The sequence below is a fragment of the Achromobacter sp. 1014246743 genome (assembly GCF_059760725.1).
Window position 1 is genome coordinate 1 of record NZ_JCBANA010000116.1, and the last position, 11453, is coordinate 11453.

Below are 11453 nucleotides of genomic sequence, written 5' to 3' on the forward strand. Positions count from 1 at the left end.
GCGTGTAGATGCGCCCGACGGAATCGGAAGGGAAGGCCGAAGGCCTGGACGACGATGAGGACGGGGCAGTCCGGAGCGAAGGCTCCGGACCGCAATCGTAGCCCCGCGTACCCCACCCCACACCGCGCAGAGCGTCTCAAGAACCAAATCGTCCGCCACTCGACCACCCAAAAAGCCACACAAAGCCCCCACCGGCTAATATCCCTCCTAACCTATCACTCTTGCCGCGAATAGATAAAAAATGTCGCAACGTCCTGCTCCTCTTACTGGTGTGCGTGTGTTGGATTTGACTCGTGTGTTGGCGGGTCCGTGGTGCACGCAGAACTTGGCCGATCTTGGGGCCGAGGTCATCAAGATCGAACGGCCCGGCGCGGGCGATGACACGCGTGCCTGGGGGCCTCCGTATCTCAAGGATGCGGCGGGCAATGACACCAGCGAGGCGGCCTACTACCTGTCTGCCAATCGCAACAAGTTTTCGGTCGCGCTCGACATCGCGTCGCCGCGTGGGGCCGAGCTGGTGCGGCAATTGGCGTTGCAGAGCGACATCCTGGTCGAGAACTTCAAGGTCGGCGGGCTTTCCAAATATGGGCTGGATTACGACAGCCTCAAGGAAATCAATCCGCGCCTCATCTATTGCTCCATCACCGGGTTTGGCCAGACCGGGCCTTATGCCAGCCGTCCGGGCTATGACTTCATGATCCAGGGCATGGGCGGGCTGATGAGCATCACCGGCGAGCGCGACGATCTGCCCGGGGGCGGGCCGCAGAAGGCGGGCGTGGCGGTGGCGGATCTGATGACCGGCATGTATTCCACCGTCGGCATTCTGGCGGCGCTGCATGAGCGCTCGGTCAGCGGGCTGGGGCAACACATCGACATGGCGCTGCTCGATTGCCAGGTGGCCATGATGGCCAACCAGAACCTGAACTTCATGACGTCCGGCAAGGCGCCGCGGCGGGCCGGCAATGCGCACCAGAACCTGGTGCCGTATCAGGTCTTCGCGGCCAGCGATGGCCACCTCATCGTGGCCGTGGGCAACGACAGCCAGTTCCGCAACTATTGCGGCGCCATTGGTTTGCCCGAGCTGTCGGCGGACCCCCGTTTTTCCACCAACCCGCAGCGCGTGAAGAACCGCGAAGAACTGGTGCCCTTGCTGGTCGAGCGCATGGCCACGGGGGCGCGTGATTACTGGCTGGCGGCGCTGGAAGGCGTGGGCGTGCCGGCCGGGCCCATCAATACGCTGGACCAGGTCTACGAAGATCCGCAGGTGCTGGCGCGCGGCATGAAGCGCGAGCTGCCGCATCCGGTGGCCGGCACGGTGCCGATGGCGGCCAGTCCGCTGAAGTTCTCGGGCAGCCCGGTGCAATACCGGCGCCCGCCGCCCATGCTGGGCGAGCACACGGCGCAGGTGCTGGCTGAAAAGCTGGGCTTGTCCGCCGAAGAAATCCAGGCGCTGGCCCAGGGCCAGGCCTGAGCATGATGGCCGCGCGGCGCGTGCCGCCGCGTGGCGGCAAGCGCCGCGGCGCGCGAACACTATTCCCATTACAGGCAGGAGAGAGTTGATGACGGAGATTCAAACCATCGGCGTCGTGGGCGCCGGGGCCATGGGGCGGGGCATTGCCCAGATCGCGGCGCAAGCCGGTCTGCGCGTGCGCCTGTACGACACCAGCGCCGACGCGGTGGCGGCGGCGCGCGAATCGTTGCGCCAGACCTGGGACAAGCTGGCCCAGAAGGGCAAGCTGTCGGCCGCCGAGGCGCAGGCCGCACAGGATCGTGTCGAGTCGGCCACGGCGCTGACCGACATGTCGCAGTGCCAGCTGGTGGTCGAGGCCATTGTCGAGCGCCTGGACGTCAAGCGTGACCTGTTCGCCGCGCTGGAAGGCGTGGTGGCCGATGACTGCATCCTGGCGTCGAACACGTCGTCGCTGTCCATCACCGCCATCGCCGCGGCGTGCAAGCGGCCGCAGCGCGTGGCCGGCTATCACTTCTTCAACCCGGTGGCGCTGATGAAGGTGGTCGAGGTGATCGACGGCCTGCGCAGCGCGCCCGAAACCGGCGATGCGCTGGCCGAACTGGCGCGTCGCATGGGCCACACGCCCGTGCGCGCCAAGGACATGCCCGGCTTCATCGTCAACCATGCGGGCCGCGGCATGAACACCGAAGGCCTGCGTGTGGCGCAGGAATCGGTGGCGACCTTTGCGCAGGTGGATGCCATCATGCGCGAGCAGGCCGGCTTTCGCATGGGGCCGTTCGAACTGCTGGACCTGACTGCGCTGGACGTCTCGCACCCGGTGATGGAATCGATCTATCGCCAGTTCTTCGACGAGCCGCGCTTTCGTCCGTCGCCCATCACCACCGTGCGCCTGGCCGGCGGGCTGATCGGCCGCAAGGCCGGCGAGGGCTTCTATACGTATGTCGACGGCCAGAAGCAGGTGCCCGCCGAGCCGCCCGTGCCGGCGTTGCCGCAGGGCCTGAAGGTCTGGATCAGCCCCAAGCATCCCGAAGGCTATGCGCGCGCCACGGCACTGCTGGAAAAGCTGGGCGCGCCGCTGGTGTCCGGCGCATCGCCGGCATCGGATGCGCTCATCATCGTCACGCCCTTTGGCGAAGACGTGTCCACGACCGTTTCGGCACAAGGCCTGGATGCCTCGCGCACCGTGGGCCTGGATACGCTGCAGGCCTTTGACACGGCGCGCCGCCGCAGCATCATGGTGTCGCCGGCCACGCAGGACAAATGGCGCGATGCCGCCCACGCGCTGCTGGCAGGCGATGGCGTGCCGGTGTCGGTGATCCAGGATTCGCCGGGCTTCGTGGCCCAGCGCATCGTGGCCATGATCGTCAACATCGCGGCCGACATCGCACAGCAGCAGATCGCCACGCCCGAGGACATCGACCGTGCCGTGACGCTCGGCCTGGGCTATCCGGTGGGCCCGCTGGCGCTGGGCGATGCCCTGGGCGCCGAGCGCATCCTGGAAATCCTCAAGAGCATGCAGCGCGTCACGGGTGACCCGCGCTATCGCCCCAGCCTGTGGCTGCAGCGCCGCGTGCAGCTGGGCATGTCGTTGTTGAAGGCATCCGCCGCCGACTGATCCCCGTCTGGCTGTGCGCCATGTAAAAAGCCCTTCGATTTCTCGAAGGGCTTTTTCTTGCGGGGGCGTGGTGTGCCTGGCGGCTTGCGTGCGCCGCGGCACACGCGACGTGGCCGGGATGTGGCCTTACTTGGCGGCGTCCACCATGTACTGCACGGCCGCGCGGATGTCGTCTTCCGAGGCGTTGGCCGCGCCGCCCTTGGGGGGCATCGGCGGCTTGCCTTGCATGGCGACCTTGACCATCGCGTCCATGCCGGTCTTGATGTAAGGGTCCCAGGCGGCCTTGTCGCCGAACTTGGGCGCATTGGCCACGCCGGTGGCGTGACAGGCGAAACAGACGCTCTTGTAGAGCTTTTCGCCGGCCGGATTGACGGCGGCAGTGGCCTGCGCGGGGGCCGGTGCGGCAGCAGCCGCAGCAGCAGCAGGGGCCGGAGCCGGAGCCGGAGCCGGAGCCGCCGCCGCAGGGGCAGCCGCGGCGGGGGCCGCTGCAGCGGGCGCTGCGGCGGGCGTGGCGTCGGCTTCCTTCTTGGCGCCTTCTTCCGCGGGGGCGGCCGGTTCGGGCAGCGAGCCGCCGGACTTGTTGGCCATGTAGACCACGGCGCGAGCGACTTCGTAGTCGGACAGCGTGGGGTTGCCACCCTTGGCCGGCATGCCGCCCTTGCCGTGCAGGGCCACGTTCATCATGGCGTCAAAACCGGACTTGATGAAGGGTGCCCAGGCGGCGTTGTCGCCGATCTTGGGAGCACCCGCCACGCCGGCGGTATGACAGGCCGTACAGACGGCCGCAAAGACTTGTTCGCCCGTCTTGAAGACCTTGGGGGCGTTGGCGTCGACCAGCGAGAAACCGGCGACCGGGGCAATGCGTTTGGTGACGGCTTCGTTGGACAGGGTGTCCGAGCCGGCGCCTACCTTGGTGCCTGATACGACCAGATTCACCAACAGGATGATGATCGCGATGGGCACCACGAAGGATAGGACGATGGTGACGACCAGTTGCTTCGGGGTCTTGATGGGGGAGGAGTGCTCTTCTATGTGTTCCTGCTCGTTGCTCATGACCAAATCCTGCTAACGGGTACCGGGGGCGCCTGGCGGCGGCAACAGAAAATCAGTACTGCACAAAGGGCGGCAAAAGCAGACCGCCTTGCAAGCAAACGCTGGATTATATAACGGTGTCATGGACACACGTCCAACCCCCGGACACGGGTTTTCGCGGAGTTTTCCCTAGGGTTTGATCTGCTTCATGCAGATTGCGCAAAACTAGGTACAATACCGCCTCCTTGCGCTGCGCCCGTAGTTCAATGGATAGAATGAGAGTTTCCGAAGCTCTTGATACAGGTTCGATTCCTGTCGGGCGCGCCACCGCTGCGCTTTACCCCCCTCCCTTGAAGTCCCCCTTCCAGCTTTATTCAAGCCCTGTCTTTGCCGCCTTCGAGCCAGCCTCGAATATGCCGTGGCCGATGCATGCTGCCTGGTCGTCGCAATACTGAAGCTGGCGGTTCGTTGCCATGACGAATATCGGGCGCGCGTTCAACGTCAGCGATTCCGCGTCAGGGGTTGAATAACAAGAAGCCGTACACCGCAAACAATGCCAGGTGCATCGCGCCCTGCATGACGGAAGTCCGCTGGCCATTGAACGACAGCATGCCGAGCAACACCGTCAACCCCAGCAATACGGTTTCCAGCATCGAGATGCCCATGACGACCTGTTTGCCGGTCACCAGGCCGATGACGAGCACGGCGGGGACGGTCAGGCCGACCGTCGACACGAAGGCGCCCAGGCACAGGTTGATAGAGCGCTGCATTTCATTGCTGCGCGCGGCCTTGATGGCGGTGAGCGATTCCGGCGTGAACACAATGATGGCGATCAGTACGCCGCTGACGGCAATGGGCGCGCCGGCCGTGACCACGCCGTAGTCGATGACGCTGGCCAGGTGGTGCGCCAGCAGCACGATCGGGATGATCATGCCCAGCAGCAGCGCGCTGCTGCGCCAGATCGAGGTGTTGTCGCCCGATTCGGTGGTCGGCGCGTTGGCCGGGAGGGTTGCGTTGCCGGCCGCCACGGCCATCTGCCCTGCGGTGGGCTGGATGAACAGCCGCTTTTCACGGCCCATCTGCAGCCACAGGAACACCGCATACAGGCCGGCCGTGATGGCGGCAATCGTCCAGGCCTGCAAGGTCGTGAATTCGCCGGCGCCCGACAGGTAATTGGGCAGCACGAGCGCGGTGCCGGTCAGCAGCACGATCATCGTCAGATAGGCGTTGGCGCCCTGCGCGTTGTATTCCTGTTCGCCGTGTTTCAGGCCGCCCACGACCAGGCAGAGCCCCATGACGAGGTTCAGGATGATCATCATCACCGCGAAGATCGAGTCGCGGCCGATGGTGGGGAATTCGCCCGGGCCCAGCAGCATCGACGCGATCAGGATGACTTCGATCGAGACGATGGACAGGGTCAGGATCAGCGTGCCGTAGGGTTCGCCCAGCTTGTGGGCCAGCAGGTCCGCTTCGTGAACCACGCCAAAGGATGCCGCGATGATGGTGAAGAACAGGACGGCGAAGCAGACCATCGCGGCGACCGGCGTCAGCGGCTGCGCGAGCCACGCGCCGCCGTAGACGGTGAAGGCAATCACGACCAGCCAGGCCCAGCCGAGCTTGAACCAGGTGGCCTTGGGGATGCGAGGGGCATGTGCAGAAGAGGAGGGGACGGGCATCGCTGTTCTTTCCGTGAAAGATGACAGGGTCGTCCCTAGGAATGACACGCCGGCCAGGTCGTCCTGGTGGGGGGGCAAGCGCGAATGCGCTCGCGAAATGCGATGTTAACCGATCGGAATTCACGCTCAAACCAGGCGTGGCGGCTGGACGATCAAACTTGTTGGGGGAAAATCCCCCTGCGTCGGTTATCCTGCGCCTGATCGTTCCCTATGAATAAGACCTCATCATGGCCTCCACGGATATCCTTATTTCCACGGACGCAGTAGAGCCCGCGCTTCGCAACGAATATTGGCGCGAGGTCACGCGGCCGTTCTGCGAAACCGCGCCGATGGCCGATGAGAAGGGCGCGACGCTGGAAGGCACGATGCGTATCCGCACCGTGGCGGGCTTGACGCTGGGATCCACGGCCTTCAATGCCCAGCGCTACAAGCGCGACCGCTGGACGATCGCCCGCAGTCCCATCGATCACTACCTCGTGCACGTGCTGGTGGCGGGCTCGATCCGTGGCGACTTTGCCGGGCGCGACGCGGTGGCGGCGCCGGGCGGGATCTGCATCATTGATCTGTCGCGGCCCTACGCTTGCGAGGTGGACGCGGGCGTGCGGCTGGCCACGACGGTGCCGCGCGCCAGCATCGACAAGCTGCTGGGCGCCCGCGATCTGCACGGTTTCGCGCTGGACCCGCAGCTGCCCATCACGCGTCTGCTGGTGGACTATCTTCAAGGCCTGCATGCCGTGTCGGCGGATCTGTCCGCCAGCGAGGACGTGGCGGTGCAGGATGCACTGATGACGCTGCTGTCAGCGGGCCTGGCAGGGGCCGGCCCGGCGCAGGACGAGCCGCAGTCCGTACTGGGGCGAGCCCTGCGCGCGCGCACCCTGGCGTTCATCGATCGCCACCTGGCGGACCCGACGCTGGGGCCCGAACTGCTGATGCAGCGCTTCAGCGTGTCGCGCGCGCACCTGTACCGCGCGTTCGCCGACCTGGGCGGCATTGCCCACGTGATCAAAAGCAAGCGCCTGGACGCGGCCTACGCCGCACTGGTCGATCCACGCAATGCGGCGCAACCGCCGGTGCGGATTGCGGCCGACCTGGGTTTTTCAGACACGGGCAAGTTCCGCAAGGCGTTCATCGCCCGCTTCGGCATGACGCCGGACGAGGCGCGCGATCTCGAAAGCTGGCCCGCGTCGATCACTGGCGGCGCGCCCCAGCTGTCGCATCATTTCGCCGCGTACGACAGCGGTCAGAAGCGATAGGCCAGCCCCATGATGGGACCCTGCTGCACGACGTTGTAGATGAAACCGTTGCGGTTGTAGTTCACGCCCAGCGCGCGATAGCCCAGCACGGCCGAAAAGTTGTTCTTGAACTGGTAGCCGAACGCCGCGGTGGCATCCCAGTCGAGCCGCGCCTGGCCCGCGCCGACGATGCCCCAGCCGGTCACGAACCAGCTGTCGTCCAGCATGTAGCGTCCGCGCAGGCCGACGACGGCATCGACCCACGTCGCGCTGTCTCGTTGGCCCTTGCCATCCAGCAGCCCGCCTTTGAGCGAGATCTTGGTGCTGGCGTACCAGAGCCGCCCGCCGCCGACGACGTCCAGATGGCCGCGGTCGGATTCGGCCACGCTGTAGCCTGCCCCCAAAAAGCCGGAAAACGATTTGGACGTGATGTCGACTTCCTTGCTGAGCACGCCGATACGGTTCTTGCCGCTGCCCGAGAGCCGGCTGTACATGACGTCGCCCAGCAGGCTGACGCGCTGGCGTCGTGCCTCGATGGCGCCCATGAACGCCAGGTCCAGCTCGCTGAAGATCTTGCTGAAGCTGGAATCGATCTTGAGTGCGGGTTGGCCGAGCTGGCCGGCCTTGCCGCTCAGGCCTGCGGCCCAGATGTAGGGGCTGGCGCTGACGCGCCAGCTGTCGCCGTCGCCGGCGTTGTCTTTCAGCAGCGGGCTGATGGGCAGTGGGTTGTCGGCGCAGGCCGCGCCGGACAGACCGGCCAGCGCGGTGGCGAGGATCAAGCTGGGGGCGAAAGACCGCATGATTTCCCGATGAAGCAGTAGCTGTAGAGGCGTGGCAATGCGCGGGTCAGCGCGCGGACAGGACGGCGTCTTCCAGGCCGCAGTTCTGCTTGGGCGCGGCGCCCGTGGCCTTGGCCGCCAGCACTTCCTGGCGGGCGGCTGCCATGTCGGCCAGGAATTCGGCGTTGGTGTGCAGCTTGGCCACCGTGGCCGCGCCCATCGTGCGGCCGGCGTCGACGTCGCTTTGCCAGTGCGCATTGCAGACGACACGGCTTTGGCCGAATTCCAGGCCGCGGCGCAGCAGCGCGTCGGTTCTCTCAGGATTGAGTTCGGCCAGCACCAGCGCCCAGGCCCAGCCCGCGGCCGTGTGGCCGGACGGATAGGAGCCATCGTTGCGCAGCAGCGGTTCCTGTTCGGCAAAGCAGGTGCCTTCGTTGTGGACGACGAAGGGCCGGGTGCGGTTGTAGGTGTTCTTGACGCCGTAGGTGGACAGGCCGGCGTCGGTCAGCACGCGCTGCATCAGGACGAACAGGCGCGGCGTGGTGGTCTCGCTGATGTCGATGCCCATGGCGCACGAGAAATTCGCGGCGGGTTGCGGAAACTGCAGATCGGCATCCAGCTTTGCCAGGCCGGCGCGCGCCTTGCCGCGCAGGGGGATGGTGGCGGCGCGGGCTTCTTCGTCGCGGGCCAGCGCGGCGCTGCCCTTGGCGGGCGGGGGGCCGAGCAGTTCCAGGCTGTCGGGCAGTTCCTTGGGCGGGATGTAGCCTGCCGCCAGCTGGAAGTGCGGATCGGTGACCTTGGGGCCGGGCGCGTCCTGCGCGGCAGCGACCCCGGCGTTCATGCCGGCCAGGGCCAGCGCAAAAAGGGTTGCCGTCTTGGAAATTCTCGAGCGCATGTTCGGCCTGTACCGTCGGTGAAATCAGTGTCTGCGGGAAGTCATTCAATGCGGCCTGGCGCGGCCCGACCTGAATGTGCGGCAGAATTTACACCGGGGTATCGCGCGTAGAACCACGCGTGCGGCGGGATGAGACAAATTGGCGGGAAGATTGAGACAGATGGGGAAAAGGGCGGCAAAAACATCACATCTGGTTTTGCTTCCTTGCGTGAGCGTCGTCTTCGACACCTCATCGGCACGAGGCATGCGGGCTGCATGTGACATGCGTTTTTCGTGCTTTGCGGCGGTGGGGATTGGGGTGGATGTTGCTTTCGTGACCAAACTTCTGACAGGGTCTTCGTCGGATTCTTCTGATTCTGCGGCCCCCTTAGGTAACGGTACGAGGACCGATGTAGTTTGATGGATCTGACGAAAGTATTGATGGTCAGATCAATCCTCCCGAGTTGTCCGGTGGCTTCATTGTGACCACAATGTAGTCCTGATAGCCAAAACGCCCGCTACGGGGAGAAACCCATGTCCACTGCTGGCACTTATATTCGTGCCCGAATTGACAACGAGACGAAAGAACGCGCTACGCGCGTGCTGGATGCTATGGGACTCAATGTTTCTACAGCGATTCGTTTGCTGATGACCCGGGTGGCTGCGGAAGGAAGATTGCCTTTTGCAGTGGAGCTTCCGAATCGAACAACTCGAGCTGCTATTGAAGAGCTTGAAAGCGGTCAGGGTAAGCAATATGCCAGCGTGGACGCTATGTTCCAGGATGGCGTGAATGGCGAGAAAAATCGAGGTGTCGAAGCAGTTCGAACGAGATCTGAAGCGCTTAAGCGCAGGCGTGCACGGGCCTAGTGCGAGACTGCAAATAGACTGCGTGCTGTGCTCACGACCTTGTGCCGAGGCGCAATCTTAGATGCTTGGTACCGCGACCATCCGTTGGCAGGAGAGTACAAGGGCTATCGCGATTGTCATGTTCGCAATGACTTGGTCTTAATTTATAAGCGTGATCCAGATGTTCTCAAGCTGGTTCGCTTGGGAACACATAGCGATCTCTTCTGACAGCGTATCGGCCCAAGTTTCTGTGTTTGCAGGCCCGCCATTGCGGGCTTTCCTTTTTTTGTCGGCCGAATTATGGCTTGGAGGATTGTTATCCCCTCCGTAGTAGCACACCGGCATGACAGGCTTAAGCGCATGGTGCGACGTCTTCTTGCCTGTCGGCCTTGTGCCACAAATTCCTGCATATTCCATTGCGCCCGGACTGTTTCCGCTTGTGTCCCGAAAACTGACACATGGCGTTCCTAGAATCCGTTCCTGTCATGCGCGGCGTTGCCGCTGGTGTTGCGGGGCGCCCGCAAGCGCATGTCTGTTCAATCAACGGGAATCTGTAATGAAAAAGACTTTGTTCGTCACCGCCCTGTTCGCCGCGCTGTCCGGCGTTGCGCACGCCGAGACCTCGGTGACTCTGTACGGCTTGATCGACACCGGCGTGGGCTTCCAGCGCATCAAGGGCAATGATGGCTACAAGGAGTCGAAGGTCGGCATGACCAACGGCGTGTCCAGCGGCTCGCGTTGGGGCCTGCGTGGCGCCGAAGACCTGGGCGATGGCCTGAGCGCCGTCTTCACGCTGGAAAGCGGCTTCAATTCGGCCAACGGCCAGTCGGGCCAGAGCAGCCGCCTGTTCGGCCGCCAAGCCACCGTCGGCTTGAAGAGCGATTCCTGGGGCCTGCTGGAATTCGGCCGCCAGACCAACATCGCCTCGAAGTACTTCGGCGCGATCGATCCGTTCGGCGCCAGCTACGGCCAGGCCAACGTCGGCGCGGCCTTTGGCGCGGCCAACACGGTCCGTCACGACAACATGGTGCAGTACTCGACCCCGTCGTTCAGCGGCTTCCAGGTCGGCCTGGGCTACTCGTTCAACGTGGCTGACACCACCGCCGCCCAGACCGGCTTCAAGACCGCCGACAACACCCGTGCCATCACGGCCGGCGTGCGCTATGTGAATGGCCCGCTGAACGTGGCCCTGTCGTACGACCAACTGAACCTGGCCAACCAGGTTGCCGGCAGCGAGGATGCGTCGCCCAAGCAGTGGATCATCGGCGGTTCGTACGACTTCGAAGTGGTCAAGCTGGCTTTGGCCTACGGCCAGACGCGTGACGGCTGGTTCACCGGCCAGGCCATCAACGCCTTCGGCAGCGGGTCGGCCACGGCCAAGAGCTTCGGCAGCAACGTCGTGGCCAAGGACTTCAAGTCGAACTCGTACCTGGTTGGCCTGTCGGCCCCGATCGGTGGCGCAAGCAGCATCCTGGCCTCGTGGCAGCGTGCTGACGCCAACAACACGGCGCTGACCGGTGACGATGCCACGATGAACATCTACAGCATCGGCTACACCTACAACCTGTCCAAGCGCACCAACCTGTACGCGCTGGGTTCGTACGCCACGAACTTCGCCTTCATCGACGGTGTGAAGAGCACGGTCGGCCTGGTGGGCGTGCGTCACCGCTTCTAAGCGACGCCTCGCGGTCCGGCGCATCGACGGCGCGTGCATGGTGCGCGCCGTGGAAAAGCCGGACCCGCCGGACCGGCGGCCATGCCCCGGTTTGGCGGACCGCGGTTGCATTGAGCGGACTGGGCGTCTTACCCGGCCACAGACGCGAAAAAAGCGGCCACCTCCCTAGCTCCACTCTCAGTCCGCTCACCCTAACCCAGGTCAGGATGAGTCAGCCTGCCCGAAGGCCCAAGCGCCACCGGCACCGCAATGC

10 protein-coding genes and 1 tRNA gene are annotated in these 11453 nt (G+C 64.5%); 7 read left to right on the top strand and 4 right to left on the bottom strand.

The genetic code is table 11. The features are described 5' to 3' along the window. The first annotated feature begins 241 nt into the window (after positions 1–241). Positions 242–1471 (top strand): CoA transferase, encoded by a 1230-nt coding sequence (locus tag AC6LJ2_RS29265; RefSeq protein ID WP_263915808.1) that lies wholly within the window; start codon positions 242–244, stop codon positions 1469–1471. Positions 1472–1559: 88 nt separating this feature from the next. Next, a complete protein-coding gene (locus tag AC6LJ2_RS29270; RefSeq protein WP_263915809.1) occupies positions 1560–3086 on the top strand; it encodes a 3-hydroxyacyl-CoA dehydrogenase in 1527 nt (508 codons plus the stop codon). Between the two features lie 126 nt (positions 3087–3212). On the opposite strand, the gene AC6LJ2_RS29275 is transcribed toward AC6LJ2_RS29270, so the two are convergent. After that, on the bottom strand, positions 3213–4139 hold the full coding sequence (locus AC6LJ2_RS29275) for a c-type cytochrome (protein ID WP_498152708.1): 927 nt from the start codon (positions 4137–4139) through the stop codon (positions 3213–3215). A gap of 231 nt (positions 4140–4370) precedes the next feature. Between AC6LJ2_RS29275 and AC6LJ2_RS29280 the strand changes: the two genes are divergently transcribed. Next, positions 4371–4445, top strand: a tRNA-Arg gene (locus AC6LJ2_RS29280). Between the two features lie 188 nt (positions 4446–4633). Here AC6LJ2_RS29280 and AC6LJ2_RS29285 read toward each other — a convergent pair. Next, complete coding sequence (locus AC6LJ2_RS29285) at positions 4634–5794, bottom strand: calcium:cation antiporter (RefSeq protein ID WP_498152709.1); 1161 nt, start codon at positions 5792–5794, stop codon at positions 4634–4636. Positions 5795–6021: 227 nt separating this feature from the next. On the opposite strand from AC6LJ2_RS29285, the gene AC6LJ2_RS29290 reads away from it, so the two are divergent. After that, positions 6022–7047, top strand: coding sequence for an AraC-like ligand-binding domain-containing protein (locus AC6LJ2_RS29290; protein WP_263915268.1), 1026 nt, complete (start codon positions 6022–6024; stop codon positions 7045–7047). Here AC6LJ2_RS29290 and AC6LJ2_RS29295 read toward each other — a convergent pair. Further along, positions 7035–7826 carry a hypothetical protein gene (locus AC6LJ2_RS29295; protein WP_263915267.1) on the bottom strand — a complete coding sequence of 264 codons (792 nt, stop codon included), beginning with the start codon at positions 7824–7826 and terminating at the stop codon, positions 7035–7037. The genes AC6LJ2_RS29290 and AC6LJ2_RS29295 overlap by 13 nt on opposite strands. Before the next feature lie 46 nt (positions 7827–7872). After that, the gene (locus AC6LJ2_RS29300) at positions 7873–8700 is read right to left on the bottom strand and encodes an acid phosphatase (RefSeq protein ID WP_445658046.1); all 828 of its coding nucleotides are present in this window, start codon (positions 8698–8700) and stop codon (positions 7873–7875) included. 513 nt (positions 8701–9213) lie between these two features. Here AC6LJ2_RS29300 and AC6LJ2_RS29305 point away from each other — a divergent pair. The 3 genes from AC6LJ2_RS29305 to AC6LJ2_RS29315 all read left to right on the top strand — a co-directional run bounded on the left by AC6LJ2_RS29305 (position 9214) and on the right by AC6LJ2_RS29315 (position 11200). Further along, complete coding sequence (locus tag AC6LJ2_RS29305; RefSeq protein WP_498152710.1) at positions 9214–9546, top strand: type II toxin-antitoxin system RelB/DinJ family antitoxin; 333 nt, start codon at positions 9214–9216, stop codon at positions 9544–9546. A 27-nt stretch (positions 9547–9573) separates the two neighbouring features. Then, positions 9574–9753 (top strand): type II toxin-antitoxin system YafQ family toxin, encoded by a 180-nt coding sequence (locus tag AC6LJ2_RS29310; RefSeq protein ID WP_498152711.1) that lies wholly within the window; start codon positions 9574–9576, stop codon positions 9751–9753. 328 nt (positions 9754–10081) lie between these two features. Beyond that, positions 10082–11200 carry a porin gene (locus tag AC6LJ2_RS29315; RefSeq protein WP_263915263.1) on the top strand — a complete coding sequence of 373 codons (1119 nt, stop codon included), beginning with the start codon at positions 10082–10084 and terminating at the stop codon, positions 11198–11200. Positions 11201–11453 lie beyond the last annotated feature (253 nt).

Bases quoted from the DNA above. Each gene is read 5' to 3' on its own strand.
- AC6LJ2_RS29265 (WP_263915808.1), top strand. From the start codon at position 242: ATGTCGCAACGTCCTGCTCCTCTTACTGGTGTGCGTGTGTTGGATTTG.
- AC6LJ2_RS29270 (WP_263915809.1), top strand. From the start codon at position 1,560: ATGACGGAGATTCAAACCATCGGCGTCGTGGGCGCCGGGGCCATGGGG.
- AC6LJ2_RS29275 (WP_498152708.1), bottom strand. From the start codon at position 4,139: ATGAGCAACGAGCAGGAACACATAGAAGAGCACTCCTCCCCCATCAAG.
- AC6LJ2_RS29285 (WP_498152709.1), bottom strand. From the start codon at position 5,794: ATGCCCGTCCCCTCCTCTTCTGCACATGCCCCTCGCATCCCCAAGGCC.
- AC6LJ2_RS29290 (WP_263915268.1), top strand. From the start codon at position 6,022: ATGGCCTCCACGGATATCCTTATTTCCACGGACGCAGTAGAGCCCGCG.
- AC6LJ2_RS29295 (WP_263915267.1), bottom strand. From the start codon at position 7,826: ATGCGGTCTTTCGCCCCCAGCTTGATCCTCGCCACCGCGCTGGCCGGT.
- AC6LJ2_RS29300 (WP_445658046.1), bottom strand. From the start codon at position 8,700: ATGCGCTCGAGAATTTCCAAGACGGCAACCCTTTTTGCGCTGGCCCTG.
- AC6LJ2_RS29305 (WP_498152710.1), top strand. From the start codon at position 9,214: ATGTCCACTGCTGGCACTTATATTCGTGCCCGAATTGACAACGAGACG.
- AC6LJ2_RS29315 (WP_263915263.1), top strand. From the start codon at position 10,082: ATGAAAAAGACTTTGTTCGTCACCGCCCTGTTCGCCGCGCTGTCCGGC.